At 38.7% G+C, this 22,611-nt stretch carries 16 protein-coding genes; 11 read left to right on the forward strand and 5 right to left on the reverse strand.

Annotated features, from left to right (window positions below; genetic code table 11):
* The 5 genes from VIH09_RS04150 to VIH09_RS04170 form a co-directional block, all read left to right on the forward strand.
* The coding region (locus tag VIH09_RS04150) for a DNA topoisomerase (protein ID WP_331578181.1) at window positions 1-921 on the forward strand (921 nt) is incomplete at its 5' end.
* Between the two features lie 149 nt (window positions 922-1,070).
* Window positions 1,071-1,556, forward strand: a complete 486-nt coding sequence (locus tag VIH09_RS04155; RefSeq protein ID WP_331578183.1) for a DUF6265 family protein — start codon at window positions 1,071-1,073, stop codon at window positions 1,554-1,556.
* 189 nt (window positions 1,557-1,745) lie between these two features.
* Window positions 1,746-4,169: a TonB-dependent siderophore receptor gene (locus VIH09_RS04160; protein ID WP_331578185.1), complete on the forward strand. Its 2,424-nt coding sequence runs from the start codon at window positions 1,746-1,748 to the stop codon at window positions 4,167-4,169.
* A 126-nt stretch (window positions 4,170-4,295) separates the two neighbouring features.
* Window positions 4,296-4,844, forward strand: a complete 549-nt coding sequence (locus tag VIH09_RS04165) for a PepSY-associated TM helix domain-containing protein (RefSeq protein ID WP_331578187.1) — start codon at window positions 4,296-4,298, stop codon at window positions 4,842-4,844.
* 240 nt (window positions 4,845-5,084) lie between these two features.
* On the forward strand, window positions 5,085-6,383 hold the full coding sequence (locus tag VIH09_RS04170; RefSeq protein ID WP_331578189.1) for an APC family permease: 1,299 nt from the start codon (window positions 5,085-5,087) through the stop codon (window positions 6,381-6,383).
* Between the two features lie 76 nt (window positions 6,384-6,459).
* Here VIH09_RS04170 and VIH09_RS04175 read toward each other — a convergent pair whose 3' ends face one another.
* The gene (locus VIH09_RS04175; RefSeq protein ID WP_331578191.1) at window positions 6,460-9,093 is read right to left on the reverse strand and encodes a valine--tRNA ligase; all 2,634 of its coding nucleotides are present in this window, start codon (window positions 9,091-9,093) and stop codon (window positions 6,460-6,462) included.
* Between the two features lie 215 nt (window positions 9,094-9,308).
* Here VIH09_RS04175 and VIH09_RS04180 point away from each other — a divergent pair, with 215 nt between their 5' ends.
* Entirely contained in the window at window positions 9,309-9,698 is a 390-nt protein-coding gene (locus VIH09_RS04180; protein ID WP_331578193.1) for a DUF1573 domain-containing protein, read from the forward strand.
* A gap of 59 nt (window positions 9,699-9,757) precedes the next feature.
* On the opposite strand, the gene VIH09_RS04185 is transcribed toward VIH09_RS04180, so the two are convergent.
* Window positions 9,758-11,086: a retropepsin-like aspartic protease gene (locus tag VIH09_RS04185; protein ID WP_331578195.1), complete on the reverse strand. Its 1,329-nt coding sequence runs from the start codon at window positions 11,084-11,086 to the stop codon at window positions 9,758-9,760.
* Between the two features lie 128 nt (window positions 11,087-11,214).
* On the opposite strand from VIH09_RS04185, the gene VIH09_RS04190 reads away from it, so the two are divergent.
* The 5 genes from VIH09_RS04190 (at window position 11,215) to lgt (ending at window position 16,318) form a co-directional block, all read left to right on the forward strand.
* Window positions 11,215-12,408, forward strand: coding sequence for a pyridoxal phosphate-dependent aminotransferase (locus VIH09_RS04190; RefSeq protein WP_331578197.1), 1,194 nt, complete (start codon window positions 11,215-11,217; stop codon window positions 12,406-12,408).
* A 241-nt stretch (window positions 12,409-12,649) separates the two neighbouring features.
* Window positions 12,650-13,321 carry a GTP cyclohydrolase I FolE gene (folE, locus tag VIH09_RS04195; RefSeq protein WP_331578199.1) on the forward strand — a complete coding sequence of 224 codons (672 nt, stop codon included), beginning with the start codon at window positions 12,650-12,652 and terminating at the stop codon, window positions 13,319-13,321.
* 114 nt (window positions 13,322-13,435) lie between these two features.
* Window positions 13,436-14,914, forward strand: coding sequence for a cysteine--tRNA ligase (gene cysS, locus VIH09_RS04200; protein ID WP_331578201.1), 1,479 nt, complete (start codon window positions 13,436-13,438; stop codon window positions 14,912-14,914).
* 109 nt (window positions 14,915-15,023) lie between these two features.
* Window positions 15,024-15,266, forward strand: coding sequence for a membrane protein insertion efficiency factor YidD (gene yidD, locus VIH09_RS04205; RefSeq protein ID WP_331578203.1), 243 nt, complete (start codon window positions 15,024-15,026; stop codon window positions 15,264-15,266).
* A gap of 125 nt (window positions 15,267-15,391) precedes the next feature.
* Complete coding sequence (gene lgt, locus VIH09_RS04210; protein WP_331578205.1) at window positions 15,392-16,318, forward strand: prolipoprotein diacylglyceryl transferase; 927 nt, start codon at window positions 15,392-15,394, stop codon at window positions 16,316-16,318.
* Between the two features lie 53 nt (window positions 16,319-16,371).
* Here lgt and VIH09_RS04215 read toward each other — a convergent pair whose 3' ends face one another.
* From VIH09_RS04215 to secDF, 3 genes are all read right to left on the reverse strand, one after another.
* Window positions 16,372-18,624 carry a T9SS type B sorting domain-containing protein gene (locus tag VIH09_RS04215; RefSeq protein WP_331578207.1) on the reverse strand — a complete coding sequence of 751 codons (2,253 nt, stop codon included), beginning with the start codon at window positions 18,622-18,624 and terminating at the stop codon, window positions 16,372-16,374.
* A 228-nt stretch (window positions 18,625-18,852) separates the two neighbouring features.
* Window positions 18,853-19,467, reverse strand: coding sequence for an acyloxyacyl hydrolase (locus VIH09_RS04220; protein WP_331578209.1), 615 nt, complete (start codon window positions 19,465-19,467; stop codon window positions 18,853-18,855).
* A 140-nt stretch (window positions 19,468-19,607) separates the two neighbouring features.
* The gene (gene secDF, locus VIH09_RS04225) at window positions 19,608-22,577 is read right to left on the reverse strand and encodes a protein translocase subunit SecDF (RefSeq protein WP_331578211.1); all 2,970 of its coding nucleotides are present in this window, start codon (window positions 22,575-22,577) and stop codon (window positions 19,608-19,610) included.
* Window positions 22,578-22,611: the final 34 nt, after the last annotated feature.

Here is a 22,611-nt window from a genome sequence, read left to right on the forward strand (position 1 = left end):
ACGGAGGCCACCTTGCTGCGCGCGATGGAAACTGCCGGCAAACAAGTTGATGACGAAGATCTGCGCGAACTGATGAAAGAAAACGGTATCGGTCGTCCATCGACGCGAGCCAATATTATAGAAACGCTTTTTAAGCGCCAATACATCGTTAGGAACAAAAAACAGGTTTTACCAACGCCAACGGGGATTCAACTGATTGACACCATCCAAAATGACTTGGTTAAGTCGGCCGAACTGACGGGCTCCTGGGAAAAACAGTTGAAAGACATCGAAAAGGGGACCTTTACCGCCGCCGCCTTTATCAACAACATGAAAAAGATGGTAGATGCCTTGGTGTACGAGGTGCGAAGCGAAACCAAACGCGCCAATATTTCGCATGCGGGAACTGCCCAGAAAGAAGTCGCCAGAGTCGAGAAAAAGAAAGCGGAAGGAATACTGGCGGAAGCCTGTCCCAAATGCAAAAAAGCGACGCTTATAAAAGGGAAATCGGCTTATGGATGCGCCGATTATAAAGCGGGCTGCGATTTTCTGCTGCCCTTTGCTTTTGGGGAGAAAAAAATATCCGAGAACCAATACCTGCGATTGCTTCAAAAGGGGTCGACAGTGAATTTGAAAGACTTCAAGACCGATGCCGGTGTTGTGGAAGGATTGCTTCGCTTTGACGAAAATTTCCATCTCAAATTAGAAACCAAAAAAACGGCTTCCCCTGCCCCATCTACAGAAAAGAAAGCGGCATCGGACGCATTGGCTTGCCCGAAATGCCAAAAAGGAACGGTCATCAAAGGAAATACAGCCTACGGTTGCAGCGACTACAAATCCGGCTGTGATTTCAAAGTGACTTTTGATGTGGTCCGCGAGAAGCTAAAAGACCAGAAACCAACCAAGGAACTAGTGCATACCATTTTGAAGGAAAGTTTTTAAACATCTCTATTTTTGGGAGCTTCTTCCAGCTATCCGCTATATCTTTATGTGATGAAAGAATCATATAAAGGATGCCACTTTTATCTGGGCTAGTTGTGTATATTTTTCCTAATTTTGCATCCGTTCAACAAACAATAATCACAAACAATATGTTTAAAAAAATAACTATTCTGCTGCTGATCGTAACTTTCATTTCATGCCAGAAATCTGATTCGGACAAGAACGAAAAAGACAAGATAAAAATGGCCCATTGGCTCCTCGGCACTTGGGAAACCAAATCAGCAGATGGCATCCTCTCCGAAAACTGGAAAAAAGTAAACGACAGCACCTACGAGGGCCAGTCCTATTTTGTAAAGGGAAAAGACACCTTGCATTTTGAAACGGTAAAACTTCAACAAAAAGGAGAAGAATTGACTTATGTGGCCACCGTAAAAGGGCAGAACGACGACAAAGCAGTTTCTTTTTCGCTTACCGAAACCACTGAAAAACAATTGGTTTTTGAAAACCCAAAACATGATTATCCTCAAAAGATCAGTTATAACCACATCTCAAAGGACAGTTTAGTGACCGAAATTTCAGGAACGCAACTCGGAAAAGCGAGTACAGAAAAATATCTGATGACTAAAAGAAAGTAACCCTTCTCTTCAATTGTAAAAAATGCAGCCTTACTTCAATCCGAGTAAGGCTTTTTTATTTTGTACAAAATTGATTTTTAACTCATTAAAAAAACATCGAAATAATTATTTGTATTTAATCTAAATAAGCTTTGTGGATTCGAAATCAGATTATATATTTGCATTGTTATTTAAATTAAATCTAAATAGATGAAAGCCCAACTTAGAATCATAGCGCTATTATTATTTGCAACACTAGTTGCAAACGCACAAGAAAAAGGAAGCATACAAGGAAAAATAGCTTCTGCTGATGGATACCCTTTGAAAGAAATCGTAATAAAACTGGCGAAAGGAGCTTATACAAGTGAGACCAGTAATGACGGAACATTTAGATTTGACAATTTTCCGGTAGGCGTTCATACGTTGATAATCGAGGGAATCGGACTAAAAAAACAGTCCCAAGAAATAAAAGTATCTCCCAACAAAATTACCTATGTAGAATTCAAATTGCATGAAAACATAGAGTCGCTGCAAGAAATAGTAATCGTGTTTAAAGGTAGTACGAACAAGAAAAAAGAAAATGTGCTTTCCGGTTTAACACTAAAACCAATGGACATTCCACAAAGCATACAAATTATTGGGAAAGAAATTATAACCCAACAACAGGCCATCCGATTAAGTGAGCTAATAAAAAATGTAAACGGTGCCTATGTGGGCTCGGCTCGCGGTGGCGCACAGGAATCAATCTGGTCCAGAGGGTACGACATGACTTCAAACAACATGTTCAAAAATGGATTCCGTTTTAGCGGCGGTTCCATTCCGGAAGTGTCTTCACTGGAAAAAGTGGAGGTTTTGAAAGGGAGTGCCGCACTTTTATTTGGAAATGTAGCCCCTGGTGGTGTTTTAAACATGGTTACGAAAAAACCTTCATTCGATAAAGGGGGGGAGATAAGCATGCAAGCAGGTAGCTATGCTTTCTATAAACCATCTATTGATCTTTATGGGCCATTAAACGGCTATATCGCTTACCGATTTACGGGTTCTTATGAAAACTCTGAAAGCTTCAGGGATGTGGTGAAAAAAGAGCGTTACTATATTAATCCATCATTCCTTTTTAGAGTAAGCGACAAAACCGAGATTGTGTTGCAAGGGGATTATTTGCACGATGATTGGACGCCGGATTTTGGTACGGGCATGGTTGGAAAGGAAATTGCGGATGTGCCAAGAAACACCTATCTGGGAGCCACTTGGTCAAACGGCCAAACCAGGCAAGCCAGCGTTTCCGCACAAGTAAAACATCAATTCAATAAGGATTGGAACTTAAACTTCAACACTTCCTTCCAGGATTACAATAGAACTTCAAAAGGGACAGAGCGCATACAACCTGCCGAGAACGGGGATTGGAGCAGACCTCTTGGACAGAACAAAAACCTGGAACAAAACATGGGCCAACAGCTTAATCTACAAGGTTGTTTTACCACAGGAAGCGTAAAGCACCAGCTATTTACAGGTGTCGATTTTGAAAATAGCTTTGACCAAGCGTACCGATTCGGCTTCTCGCCTTCAACTTATGGGTCCGGAAATATTTTTGATTTCGAAAATTTCGATCAGGGCGGCGCCATTCCAGATGCTGCTATCACAAGAATCGTAAAAACAAATACCAATAGTTTTGGCGTATATGCGCAGGATTTAATTTCTATCACTAATAAATTCAAAGTATTGGCAGGACTGCGTTGGTCATGGCAAGAAGCACAAGCAACCACTAACGATTATACCCAAACACCCGTAACAGTCTCGGAAGACCCAAAACGTATTGACCAAGCCTTTACTCCAAAATTAGGCTTAGTGTTCCAACCGAGCAAAGACATGTCCCTATTTGCGAGTTATTCGAACTCATTCACTCCAAATTCAGGAACAACAGTTGATGGAAAAGTAATCAAACCGTCCTTGATAGATCAATACGAAACCGGAATTAAGAAAGATTTCTGGAGAGGGCTTTTAAGCACCAATGTTACTTTATACCAAATTACCAACAGCAACTTAGCGCAAACAGCCGAATTTCAGGCTGACGGAGTTACGCTTAATGCAGATACCAACATAAAAGAGTTAAACGGTAGCACAAAAAGTAAAGGAGTGGAAATTGATATTACGGCACGACCTCTTGAAGGATTAAACATTAACGGCGGGTACAGTTATAATGACACGCGCATCACAAAAACATCGGGAACAAACAACAGTTTAGTTGAAGGGGATCGTTTAGCAAGAACCCCCGCACATACTGCGAACTTAAGCTTTTTCTACACTGTACAATCCGGTGTTTTTAAAGGGGTTTCGGTCGGTGCGATAGGAAATTATATCGGAAAAAGAATAGCCGGATGGAACAATCGTTACGTATATACTAAAATTGATGGCACAGATCCTGTTGAATACGACGTAACGATTCAAGACAGACAGGTTCCCATAGGCGATTATACGACGCTGGATGTTTCAGCAGGCTATGAGTGGGGTAAATTTTCTATCCTATGCAAATTATCAAATGTGGCAAACGTATTGGCTTACACGGTACACGAAAATTATAGTGTGAATCCGATAGGACCCCGTCAAGTTATGACTTCATTGAAATATAAATTTTAATCAGAGGAACGTCATCCAGATTCAGAAACTTTTTTCTGGCTTAGTCACATTGACATAACAGAAAAAAGTTTGTAAATTTTTATGCCCAAATAGATTGTTTTGGCAAACACCAAACCGGCACATTCCATGAAAAAGAAAACTTTACGTAACTTACATAGAGACTTAGGCTATTTCTACATCGGATTAATAGTTTCCTTTGCCATTTCTGGCCTTATGATGAATCACAGAGATTCTTGGCATCCCGAAAAGTATACTACCGAAACAAAAACCATTGATGTACAGCTTCCTGAAGAAAGTGCGCTCAATGAAGAGTTTGCGAAAGACTTGGGCAAAAAACTGGGTATTGAAGACAAATTTAGGCGTCAGCGAATAAAGAAAGGGATATTTACCATCTCTTTTGAAAGACATGACGTAGAAATTGATATGAAAACGGGAAAAGGCGAAATCGTCGCATACAATAAGACCCCAATCATCAGCCAAGCCATGAGTCTGCACAAAAACACCTCTGATTTCTGGATTTATTATTCTGATATTTTTGCGCTGAGTTTAATCACCATCGCATTAACCGGAACGATAATGATAAAAGGCGGAAAGTTCAGCTGGAAAAACAGGGGCTGGAAGCTGGCGGTTGCCGGGGTTATATTCCCCCTACTCTTCCTGTTTTTGTTCGGTTAATATTTCTTTAAAAAAAAAAAAAGCCCCGTATATTTCTATACGGGGCTTCACTTTTTAAAAATGAAAGCACATTTTTTTATTACATTTGAACGAAATATCAATTTTTCTTACAAATTAAAAAATTGTAAAAATTGAACTGATTGAAAACGTTAAAATCGGTTGCATTCCAAAAAACAGCAACACTTTAACCCAACCATTAATGACACCTATATTTTTATGACAAAATCAAAAACCAATCAATTGAAAAAAAGTTTAGGTCTAAGTTTTGGTATTGCAATATTAATTGGAGGCACCATAGGGGTTGGGATACTGCGTACGCCTGGTGCCATTGCGGGCCTATTGGACAATTACTGGCTTATAATCGCTTGCTGGTTCATAGGAGGACTCTATATTTTAATTGGCGCCAATTCGTATGCAGAATTAGCCACCATGCTGCCCAAGGCTGGAGGGTCCTACAATTATATCAAAAGGGCTTTCGGTGATTACGCGGGTTTTTTATCCGGCTGGTTTGATTATATCACTAATGCCATCCCACCCGCTTTCTATTGTATTGTCATCAGTGAATATCTAGTTATTTTATTTCCGACCCTGGAGAGCCAGATGACAGTGATTTCCATATCCTTTTTGGTTGCTTTTACCCTGCTCCATGCCAGTGGCGTGAAAAGCGGCAGTATAATACAGCAGCTGACAAGTTTAATTAAAGTCCTTTTTTTTGTGGCATTGATCGTTGCTTGCTTTAGGTATTCCGGACTAAAATTTAACCCGATCGAAAAGGACACTCCCTTTTTTGAGATGGGAATCGTGTTTGGTTTTTTTAAATCGCTTCAATTAATAATTGGTACCTATAACGGTTGGCACTCGGTTTGCTTTTTTGCAGAGGAGGATGAAAACCCAGGTAAAAACATTCCCAAATCACTATATACCGGAGCCATAATAGTCATTGTCATTTATATATTAATCAATATGGCATTCTTCCAGGTGTTACCGGTCTCTGCATTGGCCAATTCCCCCTTGGTTGCAGCTGATGTCGCCAAAGTCGTGTTTGGGAATAGCGGTTCGGTTATAGTTACCGTTATTGCGATTTTTTCGTTGATTAGCATTCTCAATGCTTATATGATGATTCCGGCGCGAATATTATTCGGATTGAGCCGCGATGGCTTTTTCATTCAAAAAGGAACCAAAATAAACAAAGGCGGCACACCCATTGTTGCCCTCATGGTCTCTTCATTGTTTGGTTTGCTACTGATCAGTATAGGTTCATTTGAGATACTGTTTTCATTTGCAACCTTCATGTCAGTAATTGTTTGGGGACTGGCTTATTGCTCGTTGATAAAATTAAGGCTGAAAGAACCCAATTTGCCGAGGCCTTACCTGTCTTGGGGGTATCCATGGTCCACTATACTGGTCATTGCAGCTACATTGGCTCTATTGGCGGGTTTTGCCTTTAGCGACACCAAAAATTTTGTGATCATTCTCATCATTTCGTTCCTTTCCTATCCAGTTTTTTTGCTTTTAAATCGCAGAAATAAAGGAGAATAATTAATGAAGAAAATGAAAAATCCCATTCGCTTTTGACCGCGGATGGGATTTTATATTTTAAAAAAGAATTTAGTCCTTATCTCAATCCTGCCAAACTGTGTTCAATAGTTTCTATTTTAGCCAAGGCATCAGCCTCTTTTTGCTTTTCGTTGGCCAAAACTTTTTCAGGAGCACCGGCTACGAATTTTTCGTTAGCCAATTTAGACTGCACTGATTTCAAAAATCCTTTGGTGTAATTCAACTCCGTTGTCAGTTTTGTAATTTCTTCCTCAACATTTATATTTCCTGAAATCGGAATGAAATATTCGTTCGAATTCACGCGGTAGGACAACGCACCGTCCACTTTGTCAGAAACATATTCCAATGAAGTCAGGTTGCCTAATTTAGTCACTACCGAATCAAAATAAGTGGAAGTATTTTCGTTGTTGATTGCTTTCAACTCGATCGCGTCTTTAAAAGGAATATTCTTGTCTTTACGGATCGTACGAATTCCGGAAATCACTTCCATGGTGTTTTCGAAATCCGAAATCAAATTGGCGTTAAATGGTTTTAATTCTGGCCATGTGGAAACGATCAAAGCCTCCTCCTTGGTTCGGGACGAAAGCATTTGCCAAATTTCCTCGGTCAAAAATGGCATAAAAGGATGCAACACTTTCAGGTTGTTTTCCAGCATTTCTATCGCTTTTGCAAAAGTTACACTGTCTATCGGCTGCTGGTAGGCAGGTTTTATCATCTCCAGAAACCAAGAACAGAAATCGTCCCAAACTAATTTGTAAGTTCCCATCAAAGCCTCTGAAATTCTGTATTTCTCGAAATTGTCTTCGATTTCTAAAAGTGTTTGTTGCAATTTAGCCTCGTACCATTCGATAGCCACTTTTGAAGATTCCGGTTGCGGAATACTATCCGAAACTTCCCACCCCTTAATCAATTTGAAGGCATTCCATATTTTGTTTGTAAACGCTTTTCCCTGGTTACACAATTCTTCGTCGAATATAATGTCATTACCCGCAGAAGAGCTTAAAAGCATTCCTACGCGAACCCCATCGGCGCCAAATTTTTTAATTAATTCAAGTGGCTCTGGAGAATTCCCGAGAGATTTACTCATTTTTCTTCCTAGTTTATCCCGTACTATACCTGTCAAATACACATTGGTAAATGGTTTTTTACCCGTATATTCATACCCTGCAATAATCATTCTGGCCACCCAGAAAAACAAAATTTCAGGTGCGGTTACCAAATCATTCGTTGGATAGTAGTATTTAAAATCTTCATTTTCCGGATCCATAATTCCTCCGAAAACGGACATCGGCCAGAGCCATGAAGAAAACCAAGTGTCAAGGGCATCAACATCTTGAGTTAAGTTTTGGGTCGTTAGGTTTTGGTTATTAGTTTTGGTCTTTGCTAATTCTAAAGCTTCTTCGACAGATTCGGCCACCACGAAATCTTCCTTACCGTCACCGTAGAAATATGCGGGAATTTGTTGTCCCCACCACAGTTGACGGGAGATATTCCAGTCGCGAATATTATTTAACCAATGTGCGTATGTATTTTCGAAACGTTTGGGATGCAATTTAATCTCGCCATCAACCAATACCGATTGTATTGCCGGTTTAACCAAATCTTCCATTTTCAAGAACCATTGGTCTGACAAACGAGGTTCGATAACTGCCTTAGTTCTTTCAGAGGTTCCCACTTTATTCAAGTGTGTTTCCGTTTTTGCCAAAGCGCCAATAGTTTCTAATTCTTTTGCTATTTCTTCACGAACTACAAAACGGTCCTTTCCTTGGTAATGCAACCCAAAACTATTGAGTGTGGCATCCTCGTTGAAGATATCGATAATTTCCAGATTGTGTTTTTCTCCAAGAGCTTTATCGTTCATGTCGTGGGCAGGAGTCACTTTCAAACATCCCGTTCCGAATTCGACATCCACATATTCATCCTCGATAATAGGGATCACTCTTCCGCAGATGGGAACAATCGCTTTTTTCCCTTTCAAATGGGCAAAACGTTCGTCATTAGGATTAATGCAAATGGCAGAATCCCCAAAAATAGTTTCCGGACGAGTCGTTGCAATTGTCAAAAAGTCTTCACCGTCTTCTATTTTATATTGAATGAAATACAATTTCCCTTGTCTCTCTTCAAAAATAACCTCTTCGTCTGACAAGGTTGTTTTTGCTTCAGGATCCCAGTTTACCATTCGGTATCCGCGATAGATCAACCCTTTGTTATATAAATCAACAAAAGAACGAATTACAGAAGCGGACATATCAGGATCCATCGTAAACTTAGTCCTTTCCCAGTCACAAGAAGCGCCCAGTTTTTTAAGCTGTTCAAGGATGACACCTCCATATTTATCGGTCCAATCCCATGCGTGCGCAAGAAATTCCTGGCGAGAAAGGTCGTTTTTATTGATTCCCTCGGCCTTTAGTTTAGCAACTACTTTTGCTTCTGTTGCAATGGAAGCATGGTCGGTACCCGGAACCCAACAGGCATTGAACCCTTTTAGACGTGCTCTTCTGATCAAAACATCTTGAATCGTATTGTTAAGCATATGTCCCATATGCAAAACTCCGGTAACGTTAGGCGGAGGAATTACAATAGTATATGGTGTCCTATGGTCTGGTTCAGAGTGGAAATAATTGTTTTCCATCCAGTATTCATACCATTTATTTTCAATGTTTTGAGCGTCAAATTGTGCGGGAATTGTCATGTTATCGTGGATTCAATTAATCTTAAAATTCGATTGTTTGTTGTATCTTTTATGTGCATATCCAAATCTGCAAACAGCCAATTTAAACTTTGGTCTGATTTTTGTAATTCGGATAGGGAACAAAAGTAAATAATAAAGTACACTATAAAAAGAGAAATATATATTTGTGCTTTAATTAAAACAAAGTAACTTTACTTAAATATAAAAATATTCTGATGAAAAAAATAGTAACATTAATAGTGGCCATATTGTTTAGTAGTTTTGGATTTTCTCAGCATGGAGCTAAAATAGACTTCAAGGCGCAAAACAATACCATAGATTATGGAACCATCACGAAAGGAAAAGATAACGGCATTAGGGTATTCGAGTTTACAAATACGGGAGACGCTCCTCTAGTGATATTCTCGATTCAGTCTACGGCCAACGTAACAATTATTTCTAAACCTAAAGACTCCATTTTACCGGGTAAAACAGCCCAGATTGAAGTGAAATATAATATGGTGCCGGGTCCTATCAGAAAAACGATTACTGTAGAATCGAATGCGGTTAACTATGATGACGGAAGGGTCCCTTTAAAAATTAAAGGCGAAGTAGCCGCTAATTAGTTTACAATTATTATACAATCCAAAACGCTCCTTGGCCTATTTCAAGGAGCGCTTTTTTTTTACAATATATCTTTAAGCAGAAATCCGAATTTGAGAATTTGGTTTTTTCTTTCAACTTCCATAGTGACCCACTTTTCATCTTCTGAACGTAAAAGCGAATTTAACTCCTGCAATGAATATTTATAAGCCTGCTTGCCGTTAACTGTTTTTATAATATCTCCTACTTGCAAGCCGCTATTTTTTCCAGGTGAATTTTTTCGAAGATTGGCTATCTCGTATACAGGTTTTAATTGAAATTTATATTTAAAATCAGAAGCCGTTTTGTCACCTCTCGGTATTACATGGTCTACCACAATAGGAATAGTCTGAAGATGTACCGTTTCTTGAACCCATTGCACACCTGAGTGCCTGATTTCGATTCCACTTTTATTATAATGAAAAGGAGCATAAAAACTGCTGTTTTTCTTTAAAAACATATTCTTGTTTGAGTAATCGAAAACCACCGAAAATCTTTTTAAAATCTCCCCGCCCACGGAGCCCAAACGGTCAGTAACCATTTTGACATGTTTTAAAGAACTGGAATCCGGAAAGGCAGCGATAGGATTACTGAATTTAAATTCAGAAATTATAAATTCGGAAATCCGAGCCCTTTTTCCTTCCACATCACCGCTGAAGCCTCTTCCAAGATAGTCCTCGAAATTTTTTTTGGGAATGTTCACATTTTTGGCGCCGTTTTGAAAAAGCCATATCGCATCGCTATTTCCGACGTCGACCAACAATTTTGCGGGGATTATTACGGAATCTATAACAACCGTTGTAGTAATATAGGGTTTGCCCCTTTCAATGGAAATGGGTATTTTATCATATTTTTTTTCTATTCTTTTTTTGTTTTTCTTGATATCTTTATAAAACAGCACTCTTTTTTTGTCGTAGTTTATTTCCACCAAATTGTTTTTGAAAAAAGAATAGCCTATAATTCCATTAACCGGAATCCCGACGTGAGACGACATGTTAAAATTCTGGTCCAAAATAATGTACAAAAGATGTTTTCTGGATTCCATTCCTTTGATTTCAAGCAAATTTCCTTCAGATTTCAAGCCCTCGACCGCCTCCTCGCTTCCCAAACCTCTTAGACTTATTTTTTCGACGTTTTTAAGACTTACCTCCTTTTTATCTTCCAAACTGAACAAAACCGTCTCTTCCACTCCCGAATCCAATAAAAAGGTCAACTCAATTCCGTTCACTTTTAAGGGAATAAAAACCAAATTATTGATAAGTTGAAATGGGATACTCACTTTATTAGTCTCACTTTTAAATTGAAATCCATCTTGAGCACAAACGGGGAGACCATAAATGAGCAAAAATAAAAATAAAGCGATTTTATTCATAGGAAATAATTTATATAAAATTACTAAAAATATCAAAGAACATTGCACATTTAACAATAAATAGGGATGTAAGCCGTATTAAATTCGAAAAAAAAATCGCAAATTTGCAATTCAACAATAATACTATCATGCCAAAAATATCGAACAAGGGTCAAAAGATGCCCGAATCCCCAATACGTAAATTAGTTCCCTACTCTGAAATAGCCAAGAAAAAAGGAAATAAAGTATACCATCTGAACATTGGCCAACCGGATATAAAGACTCCGGAAGTTGCCATGAATGCCGTGAAAAATTTCAATATCGAAGTATTGGAGTACAGTCATTCAGCCGGTTTCGAAAGTTACAGAACAAAACTATCCCAATTCTATAAAAATCAAAGGCTACCTATTGATGTTGAAGACATAATCATCACTACCGGTGGGTCCGAAGCTTTGCTGTTCGCCATGGGAAGTACAATGGATCAGGGGGATGAGATAATCATTCCCGAACCTTTTTACGCTAATTACAATGGTTTTTCCACAGCATCAGGGGTTACTGTAGTTCCTGTCATATCATCAATTGATACTGGATTTGCTTTACCGCCTATTGCAGATTTTGAAAAACTAATTACACCAAAAACAAAAGCAATCCTTATTTGTAATCCAGGAAACCCAACGGGTTATCTTTATTCAAAAGAGGAAATTATGCAGCTGGCAGATTTGGCAAAGAAACATGATTTGTTCCTGATTGCCGATGAAGTATACAGAGAATTTACTTATGATGGCGACGTTCACTATTCAGTGATGAATATCCCTGGGCTCGAAGAAAATGCCATCATGATTGACTCCGTATCAAAAAGATACAGTATGTGTGGTGCAAGAATTGGCTGTATTGTTTCAAAAAACAAAGAACTGATGGCTACGGCAATGAAATTTGCCCAAGCGCGACTGAGCCCACCTACATTTGCCCAAGTGGCTAGTGAAGCTGCTCTTGACACCCCTCAAAGTTATTTTGATGACGTAATTTCGGAATACAGAGAGCGAAGAGATACGCTAATATCAGAATTGAATAAGATTGAAGGTGTAAAAGTAGCTACACCAAAAGGAGCTTTTTACTGTATCGCAGAACTTCCTATTGAAAACGCAGATGATTTCGCACGTTGGCTCTTGGAAAGCTATGATCTTGATGGAGAAACCGTGATGGTAGCGCCGGCAGCAGGTTTTTATTCTACTCCAGGAGTTGGAATGAACCAAGTTAGAATTGCTTATGTCCTAAAGAAAGAAGACTTAATCAAAGCAGTGCAAATACTTAAAGCAGCGATAACAACTTATAACGCTAAATAATTTAGCCGCTACCAAAATTGCAATGAAGAGTCAAAATCGCTGATGCGACGCAACAGGATTGTCAATTGTAAAGTTAAATAACAATCAAAAAAAGGCAATAACTAAAATGTTATTGCCTTTTTATTTGACTATCACATTACAACAGCTCCCGATTAAATATTAAAAGCTATAGAAAATCTTTAGTTTTTATTAATTATCTTTACAGCCTAAAAATATACACTTTATATAATAGCAGCTTTTAATGAAACAAAATGAAGAAATTCATGACGAAATAGGAGAAAATCATATTGGTTCATGTGCAACAAACCCTGTAAGAGACGATGCTTTTGCAATTAGTGACGACGAAAAAATTGAAAAAATAAAAAAAGACGTTGAAAATATCCTTTTGACACTTGGGATGGATTTGACAGATGACAGCATGAAAGGCACGCCAAATCGCGTTGCCAAAATGTTTGTAAAAGAAATTTTTGGAGGGCTAAATCCCGCTAAAAAACCAAATGCTTCCACATTCGACAATAATTACAAATACGGTGAGATGTTAGTCGAAAAAAACATCATCGTATACTCCACTTGCGAACACCATTTATTACCTATTATAGGTAGAGCCCATGTGGGTTATATCTCTAACGGTCGAGTGATTGGTCTGTCAAAAATGAATCGCATCGTAGAATACTATGCCAAAAGACCCCAGGTCCAAGAGAGACTGACGATGCAAATTGTTCAAGAATTACAAAAAGCTTTAGGCACGGAAGACGTTGCTTGTGTAATTGATGCAAAACACCTTTGCGTAAATTCAAGAGGAATTAGCGACATCGAAAGCAGTACGGTAACCTCTGAATTTGGCGGAAAATTTAAAGACCCACAGTCCCGCAGAGAGTTTTTGGATTACATCAAATTAGAAACGAAATTCTAGAAGGGTTGTTATTAAAAATAATCCCCTAGCCCTGATTGAAGTGAAAATCCTTTTTGTTTTTTTTAACAAAAAGATTGCAGCGAAAAGCAGGATATAGCTCATAAAAAAAATTAAATGCCTCTATACAGTACTCAGACTCTAAAAATATACAACTCTCTTTCGGGAGAAAAAGAAACATTTGTTCCTATCCATGAAGGCAATATTGGCATGTACGTTTGTGGGCCGACGGTTTACAGCAATGTCCATCTTGGAAATGTGAGAACTTTCATGTCTTTTGACGTGATTTTTAGATATCTGTTGCACTTGGATTATAAAGTGCGTTATGTAAGGAACATCACTGATGTGGGGCATATTGTGGATGATGTAGACGAGGGCGAGGACAAAATTGCCAAAAAAGCACGTTTGGAACAGTTGGAACCCATGGAAGTGGTACAAAGATACACGGTTGATTTTCACGAAATACTCAAAGCTTTTAACTTTTTGCCTCCAAGTATTGAACCTACGGCAACAGGACACATCATCGAGCAAATTGAAATCATAAAAAAAATAATCGCCAATGGTATTGGTTACGAAGCCAATGGTTCCATTTATTTTGATGTGGTCAAATTCAACGAAACGAACCATTATGGAAGGTTAAGCGGTCGAAACATAGAAGACATGCTGGCCAATACCCGTGATCTTGACGGTCAATCCGACAAGAGAAACCCGCAAGATTTTGCCCTCTGGAAAAAAGCGGAGCCACAGCATATTATGCGTTGGCCCTCCCCTTGGAGCGACGGTTTCCCAGGCTGGCACTTAGAATGTACGGCGATGAGCACAAAATACTTGGGCAACCATTTTGATATTCACGGTGGCGGAATGGATTTGAAATTCCCGCATCACGAATGTGAAATTGCGCAAAACGAAGCCTGCACGGGACAAACGCCAGTCAATTATTGGATGCATGCCAACATGCTGACTTTGAATGGCAAAAAAATGGCTAAATCGACCGGAAACAACATATTACCGAGAGAAATCTTAACCGGTGAAAACTCGATATTAAGCAAAGCGTTTTCGGCCTCAGTGGCCCGATTTTTCATGCTTCAAGCACATTACAGAAGCATCCTTGATTTTTCGGACGACGCTATAGTTGCAGCCGAAAAAGGTTACAAAAGATTGATGGAAGCAATGGATGTCATAAAACAGCTGCCTGCCGGTTCCAACAGCACGATCGACATAGCTAGCTGGAAACAGTCTTGTTACGACGCCATGAACGATGACTTCAACTCCCCGATTTTAATAGCGCAATTATTTGAAGGTGTCCGCTATATAAACCTTATAAATGACGGAAAGGAAAATTTAACCACTGCTGATTTGGAAACTTTCTCTACGGCTATCAATGCTTTTGTGTTTGACGTTTTAGGGCTTGAAGACGAAAAAACAATAGACAGCACCAGCGACAAACTGGAAGGGGTCGTCAATATGCTTATAGGCATGAGGAACCAGGCAAGAGCGGATAAGAATTTTGCCCTTTCTGACCAAATTAGAGACCAATTAATAGCTTTCGGGATACAATTGAAAGACGGCAAGGACGGAACCACGTTCAGTGTTTAAACGCTCCGATTTTCGGTTTTTCGTTGGCTAACCATATAACATTCAAAATTTAGATCGCCACTGTTAAACAGTGAAGACTAAATCTTATAATCGGGCCACTTAGACTACTATGTTATCAAAAATTATCATATTCCCATTTCTGTTGCTGGTACGATTCTATCAGGTTGCCATCTCGCCGTTTACTCCAGCTGCTTGTCGATTTGAACCCACTTGTTCGAGCTATATGATCGAGTCCCTGAAAACGCATGGTTTGTTTTATGGCGGCTTTTTGGGATTAAAAAGAATTGTGAGTTGCAATCCATGGGGAAAAACAGGCTATGATCCGGTACCCAAAAAGAAATGCAATCATTAACGTCATAAAAAGCATGATGCTTGTTTTTTTTTGCCTCTTAATTAGCACAAATAAACAAGGCATAACTACAATTTACTATTGAAACTCAAAACAAAAAATGTATTTTTACACCAAATAAAAAATAAATGACACACGCTTTAAATATTGTTTGGAACCCCTCAGAAGGGATTGATTTAGGTTTTTTTGTAATACGTTTCTACAGCCTTATGTTTGTAGTTGCTTTCGGATTGGGTTGGTATATCATGAAAAACATATACGGTCGCGAAAACGAATCCATCGAAAAACTGGATTCATTATTCATTTGGACAGTTCTTGCCACTTTGATAGGCGCCCGTTTGGGACATGTTTTCTTTTACGACTGGGAATATTTCCGCAACCATTTATTGGAAATATTTTTACCTTTCAGATTAACACCAAAATTCGAATTTACCGGATATCAAGGGCTAGCTAGTCACGGCGCAGCAATTTCGATAATAATAGCCATGTACTATTATAGCAAAAAAGTATTGCAAAGGCCGTTGCTGTGGATCTTGGACCGAGTGGTTATTGCCGTTACAAGTGGCGCTATTTTTGTGAGATTGGGTAATTTTTTCAATTCTGAAATAGTCGGAAAAGAAACCACTTCTCCTTTTGGAGTAAAATTCATTCGGGACCATTTTAGCCCAAATGACGCCGTAAACGCAACACAAATAGCTAACCCAAAAGAGGCTTATCATGCTATTGCTACCAATCCTCAGTTTGCCAACCTTTTGGCGCAAGTACCCGCAAAACATCCTGCCCAATTGTATGAAGCGTTTTGCTATGTTTTTGTGTTCGCCATATTATTTTTCTTGTATTGGAAAACGGAAGCAAGGCAAAAATCGGGGTTCCTTTTTGGTCTTTTTCTGGTATTATTGTTTTCTGTACGTATCGTTGTAGAATTTGTTAAAGAAAGCCAAGGGGGTTTTGAAAGCGCTCTCGGCCTTCTTTCAACGGGACAATGGCTTAGTATTCCTTTCATACTAATTGGTCTTTACTTCATTTTCACTGCTGAAAAACCGGTCAAAATATAAGTATTCTAGATTTTACAAAAAAAACTCCCGTTGCGACGGGAGTTTTTTTTGTGCTATCTTTTTAACGAGAAATGCGACCTGAATTTTTTAATTGTTCCATCTTCCGGATAATCAACCACAAACCAATAATCGGTTGCCGGTAATGGCCTTCCATTAAAAGTTCCATTCCAACCGCTTCCGTTTGGCCTAATCTCCTTTAAAAGCTTACCGTAGCGATCAAATATTTGAATTTTTGAGCCCGACTTATCTTCTAAAGTGAAAACATTCCACATATCATTATATCCGTCATTGTTTGGCGTGAAAAACCTGGGATAGTCAATGACGAGAATATTACTTTTAGTTATTGAAAGGCTACAACCCGTTGCGTCTTCCACAGTCACCGAATGATAACCGGCAGACACATGCTCAAAAACGGGACTTTCTTGAAAAGGGCCATCATCAAGTTGATATAAATAATTCCCAGCTCCAGTTGCCGTAATCGTGATCATTTGATTTTCGGAAAAAGCCTCCGTAACCGTCCACTGGAAATCGACTAAAGTGTTAGCCGGACTCACTGTAATAGCTATTGTTAATTCGTCAGCACATTGTCCTGCATCCGGAGTAAAAACAAAGTCGTTTGTCCCTACAACCGAGGTATCCACTGCTGATGGATTCCAAGACCCGGTTATAGAAGGAGTATCTGAAGAACTCGCAGGCAATACAGGAGGAATATCATTTTCACACACATAGTCCGGAATATCAATAAAAGTCGGACTTACTAATTGATTAACGGTAATTGTCAAATTGGCGACAGTTGCACACTGACTGGCATCCGGTGTAAAAGTATAGTTAGTAGTGGTTGTATTATCTAATGCCGGAGACCAAGTTCCCGTATAGCCATTATCAGAAACTGTAGGCAAAGGACCAATAGGATCGCCTGTACATATTGCTGGAACGGCCGTAAATGTTGGCGTACCACTTGCCGTGACCGAAATTGTCATAGTTGCAGTTGTGGCACATTGACCCGCTGCAGGCGTAAAAGTATAGCTCGTAGTAGCCGTATTGTTCAATGACGGAGACCAGCTACCTGAAATGCCATTGTTCGAAATGGTCGGCAAAGCCGATAAAGAATCGCCCGAACAAATATCCGGAACAGCGGTAAAAGAAGGCGTTAATACGGGATCAATTCGTATCGATATTGATGTTGGTGTTGCTGAAGTACACTGACCAGGATCTGGCGTAAAAGTATATGAAAAACTACCTAAAACAGCTGTATTAACAGTTGCCGGACTCCAAATTCCATTTATTGGAGTTACATTAGATGAACTTCTAGGTAATGTTGGAGCCGCAGCACCTTGACAAACGATTGCCGGAATTCCCGAAAAAGCAGGAGTAACTAGGGGATCGACAGTCACGGACATTGTTTGGGTTAAGGCGCAAGGAAATAAAATAGGGTCTGGAGTAAAAGTATAAACCGCACTTGTGGTATTATTAACTATTGCAGGGGACCAGGTACCCGCTATCCCTTCATTTGAAACCGCTGGTAATAATGGAGCTGGGGTTGTTCCAGAACAAAAAGGTGGTATTGGAGTAAACGTAGGTGTTACCGTAGAGGTTCCGCAAGGTACTGTGCATGTTAAAGTTAGTGGAGGAACACATGGATGAGTGGCTGATGACAATGTTAGTGTAGCCGACTGGCCGGGGGCCATCCCAAAAACCTCTTGATGCGAAACTCCTGTACTCCCTGTAACGGTAGCCCCTCCACTAATAGAATAGGAGTAATTATAAGAATTAGATATAAGTGGATTATTTGACCAGTCAAAAAATACAGAAGTAGTAGTTGTAGCCTGCGTAGGATCACATCTAAAACCTAAGATAGTCGCCCCGTTATCGGCAACCACATTCACGATGATTTCAGCTCTAGGGCTCTCTCCAGTACCATCCATTTGACTTACATAGTATTTTGTCTGACCGACTGCAGTTGTTGAAGGGGTAGGTGCCGTTGGACTTGCCGTACCTCCATTCGCAGCTGTGCCGTACCAGATTAAAGTAGCCCCAGGAGAAGCTGTTGCGCTTAACGGATCCGCGGTACTACCTTGACATAAATAAATTGGAGAAGTAACGGAAGGTGCCGGAGGCACAAAACTTTCATTCCGGTTACCAGAATTTTTTCCCGAAATAGGTATAAAACAATATGCGCTATTACTAATTGAAAAAATAGTAGATTCTAGCTTTATAGCCCTGCTTTTAGTATTTGCGAAGATGGCAATATGGGATAAAAATGCAATCAAAAACAAATAAGCTAATGACCTGATACTTTTTTTCATTATTCGTACGTTTTAATTTGATCAAAATTGGAAAGCTCCCTAAAGCAACAAGTAGTAAATATATAAAATTACAGAGTTTAATAAAATTAAAAAATCACTTATTGTCACACTAATTGAGAATAACCCAATAAAAGTTAAAACATCAAACATAACCATATCCACTAAAACAATAAAAAAACACAACAACGACCTTCAGAAGTGTTGTTTCTCTTTAATAATGCAACGTAATTACAGCGGTACATTCAATCCGAACTCTATATTTAACGAATTAAAACCATTATTGAGCTGCTGAAGTCCCGCATTGGATAAATGGTTAAAATTGGGCCTAAACTCAAATATAGAATTGTATATTTTTAAGGAAAAGCCCAATGAGAATACATTCGAAAAAGCAAAACCTTTGGAAAGACGTTCTGTCTCCGTATTGGTAACCATCGGGCCTATGCTCGCTAGTAAAAAAATATTTATATTTTTGGATACTGGCCTAGAAACTATTAAACCGAAGTTTAAGCTATAATTCCTAATGCTTTTCAACTCGCCGTATTTTTCCCTCTTTTCGAGGTAATTCGCAACGTCCGACGCAATGTAGTACGGGTTCAGAAGCTGATGTTCAACGAAATCAACTTGCGGTTGTATCAAAAACTCATATTTTAATTTTTTTGATTCCTTTATCGTATTACAAAACTGCAATTTAAAGTAATGACTGTTATAAGTATAATCTTTGTTTTTGATATCCTTCCCAAAACCATAATACACTCCAAGCGATATGTTAGGCTCGCCATCTTGAGCATAGGCGGCGGAAAACAACAAGAAGAGCATTAAAGCATAGCGCTTATTTGTTTTCATAATCAGTCCAGTTTTGAAAAATGATATGCGGCCAAATAGTCTACTAAAATTAATCAATTAAAACCTGACTAAAACGAAAAATTAAAACAAAAAAAAGACCCAACTCACGTTGGGCCTTCATTAAATATGTCAGCTATAGCTTATAATTCTTGATGTTGTTGCTCGATTAACTTTTTGTCTTCTCTAGATATTGTGTCTACTAATACCGGCGTAGCAATGAATAATGAGGAGTAAGTTCCCACAATAATACCGATCAACATAGCAAATATAAATCCTCTAATCGATTCACCTCCATAAATAAACATGATCAATAATACAAAGACCATCGTTAATGAAGTATTGATTGTTCTTGACATCGTTGAATTAATCGACTTGTTCACGATTTCATAAAATGTCCCTTTGGTTTTACCATCCAAGAATTCACGAACTCTATCAAATACAATTACAGTATCATTCATCGAATAACCAATAACGGTAAGAATTGCAGCTATGAAATGCTGATCGATTTCCATACCGAAAGGCATAAACTTGTAACACAAGGAATAGATTCCCAAAACAAATATTACGTCATGCGCAACAGCCGCAATCGCCCCTAAACTATATTGCCATTTTCTGAAACTGATCATCAAGTATAAAAATACGATGGCCATGGCTCCAAGAACAGCCCAGTATGCGTTCGTTTTGATATCTTCGGCAACCGTAGGCCCCACTTTCGAAGCTTGTAAAATTCCGTATTTTTTACCTTCATAAGCATTTACAAATTGATCATAAGTCATTCCCGCAGAGAAGTGATTTTTCAAACTTTCGTACATCAGCTTATTCACTTCTTGGTCAGCTTCAATTCCGTGTTCCTTTACTTTATATTTTGTAGTAATCTTTAATTGATTATTCTCTCCAAATATTTTAGCTTCTGCACTTCCAAAGACCTTAGTCAATTCCGCTTTCACCACTTCTGCTTCAATTGGTTTCTCAAAACGAACTTGAAACGTTCTTCCTCCCACAAAATCAACACCTTGATCCAGTTTATTGGTTGCCAATGAAATAATACTGACAACAACTACAATTCCAGAGAATAAATAAGTCCATTTTTTGATACCTAAGAAATCAAAATGGAAATTCGTGAAAAAGTTCTTAGAAAATCCTGTAACAAAAGATAACTTATTGTTTTTTCTTAGACTCCAATCGATAAATATTCGTGCTATAAAAATAGAAGTAAATAAAGAGGTTATGATACCTATCAACAAAGTAGTAGCAAAACCTTTGATAGGTCCGGATCCAAAAATAAACAATACGGCTCCAGTCAAGATATGCGTAACATTAGCATCTACGATTGAACGCATGGCGCCAGTCCAACTATAAGATGCTTTAACAGCTTCGTCTAGCGATTTGCCTTCTCGTAACTCTTCCTTAGCTCTTTCATATATAATAATGTTCGCATCGACAGCAGTACCCATTGTTAATACAATACCGGCAATACCTGGCAATGTAAGAACGGCACCTAAACTTGCCAAAATACCAAACAAGAACAGTAAGTTCACCGCTAAAGCTACATTGGCGTACCAACCTGCTTTTCCGTAGTAAATCATCATCCAAAGGGATACCAACAGCAATCCAACAATCGCAGAAGTCGTACCGTTATCGATCGCTTCTTGTCCCAAGGATGGTCCAACAACTTCAGATTGAATAATATCAGCAGAAGCCGGAAGTTTACCCGCTCTTAAAACGTTAGCTAAATCTTTAGTTTCAGTTACGTCAAAAGCTCCTGAAATTTCAGATCTTCCACCTGAAATAGGCCCAGTAGAAACTCCTGGAGCAGAATATACGATGTTGTCAAGAACAATCGCAATATTACTTTTCTGAGTATATGCTCTTCCTGTTAATTCTTCCCAAGCTTTTGCACCTTGTCCATCCATTTGCATAGAAACTGCAGGCTTGCCCATTTGATCAAATGAATCTTTAGCATCGGTAACGACACCACCGCCCATTGCTGGGACATTGTCTCTGTTTCCTTTTAAAGCATATAATTCTACGGCATCAATATTTTTTGCTTTATCATCTTGTATTGTTGTTAGTTTACCCCAAACAAATTTAGCGTAACGCTGGTCTGCCGGCAATAAAATTCTGATGTCCGCTCTTTTTAGGTAACCATTAACTGTAGCTGTATCTTTTGGAGAGAAAAGCCCTAGAACAGGCCCACCACCTTGAGCAATAATTTTGTCAAATAAAGGGTTATTGCCCTTTTTAGTTGCAGCAGAATCCTTTGCATCGGTTAACAAAGCGCTCAAAGAGTCTTTTACTATTGGCTTAGCCTCAACATTATTAGTTTCCGTTTTTTTCAATGCCTCATTTGCAGCCACTAAAAAGCTACCCATGTCATCAATTTTGTACGTTTCCCAAAACTCCAACTGAGCGGTACTTTGCAATAATTTTTTTATTCTGTCTACATCCTTAGCCCCAGGAAGTTCAACAAGAATTTGTCCTGACTCTCCCAGTTTTTGAATATTAGGTTGAGTTACGCCGAATTTGTCGATACGTTTTCTCAAAACGCCAAACGCACTTTCTACAGACTCGTCAACTTTTCTTTTGATAACTTTTTGAACTTGTGAGTCAGTCATTTGGTAATCAACTCCACCTTCTCCTTGCAAACTTCTGTTTGCAAAAATATCTGGCGACGCCAATTTAACTGTACCTTTAGAATTAGCTTCAAATGCCTCGAAGAAAGCATCTATATAAGTTTGATTTCCTTTTTGATTTGCAGTAGCATCCGCTAAAGACTTATTGAAAACGGGATTTTTAGAATTATTAGATAATCCTTTCAAGATATCTTTAACGGAGATTTGCAATATCACGTTGATACCACCTTCTAAGTCAAGACCCTTATTAATCTGTTTGTCTTTTACCTCGTCAAAAGTAAAATCTGTAAATCCTAAGTTAAACACCTTTTCTTTACCAATTGAATCTAAATATCTCGCCTCTTTGTCGGTATTCCCGTTAGCGAAAGATTTAGCGTCATTTTTTATTTTGCTTGAAACAAAAGTGAAAGAAAGTTGGTAAATACTCACCAATGCAAATAGTATTGCGAAAAATTTAATAAGTCCTTTATTCTGCATTATTACTAAAAATTAATTATTTTATATTTATTTA

The organism is Flavobacterium sp. (assembly GCF_036515215.1).
Taxonomy (GTDB): domain Bacteria; phylum Bacteroidota; class Bacteroidia; order Flavobacteriales; family Flavobacteriaceae; genus Flavobacterium.

What these genes read in the sequence shown, in the direction of transcription:
- VIH09_RS04155 (WP_331578183.1), top strand. Translation starts at nt 1,071, where the DNA reads ATGTTTAAAAAAATAACTATTCTGCTGCTGATCGTAACTTTCATTTCA.
- VIH09_RS04160 (WP_331578185.1), top strand. Translation starts at nt 1,746, where the DNA reads ATGAAAGCCCAACTTAGAATCATAGCGCTATTATTATTTGCAACACTA.
- VIH09_RS04165 (WP_331578187.1), top strand. Translation starts at nt 4,296, where the DNA reads ATGAAAAAGAAAACTTTACGTAACTTACATAGAGACTTAGGCTATTTC.
- VIH09_RS04175 (WP_331578191.1), bottom strand. Translation starts at nt 9,093, where the DNA reads ATGACAATTCCCGCACAATTTGACGCTCAAAACATTGAAAATAAATGG.
- VIH09_RS04180 (WP_331578193.1), top strand. Translation starts at nt 9,309, where the DNA reads ATGAAAAAAATAGTAACATTAATAGTGGCCATATTGTTTAGTAGTTTT.
- VIH09_RS04185 (WP_331578195.1), bottom strand. Translation starts at nt 11,086, where the DNA reads ATGAATAAAATCGCTTTATTTTTATTTTTGCTCATTTATGGTCTCCCC.
- VIH09_RS04190 (WP_331578197.1), top strand. Translation starts at nt 11,215, where the DNA reads ATGCCAAAAATATCGAACAAGGGTCAAAAGATGCCCGAATCCCCAATA.
- folE (WP_331578199.1), top strand. Translation starts at nt 12,650, where the DNA reads ATGAAACAAAATGAAGAAATTCATGACGAAATAGGAGAAAATCATATT.
- cysS (WP_331578201.1), top strand. Translation starts at nt 13,436, where the DNA reads ATGCCTCTATACAGTACTCAGACTCTAAAAATATACAACTCTCTTTCG.
- yidD (WP_331578203.1), top strand. Translation starts at nt 15,024, where the DNA reads ATGTTATCAAAAATTATCATATTCCCATTTCTGTTGCTGGTACGATTC.
- lgt (WP_331578205.1), top strand. Translation starts at nt 15,392, where the DNA reads ATGACACACGCTTTAAATATTGTTTGGAACCCCTCAGAAGGGATTGAT.
- VIH09_RS04215 (WP_331578207.1), bottom strand. Translation starts at nt 18,624, where the DNA reads ATGAAAAAAAGTATCAGGTCATTAGCTTATTTGTTTTTGATTGCATTT.
- VIH09_RS04220 (WP_331578209.1), bottom strand. Translation starts at nt 19,467, where the DNA reads ATGAAAACAAATAAGCGCTATGCTTTAATGCTCTTCTTGTTGTTTTCC.
- secDF (WP_331578211.1), bottom strand. Translation starts at nt 22,577, where the DNA reads ATGCAGAATAAAGGACTTATTAAATTTTTCGCAATACTATTTGCATTG.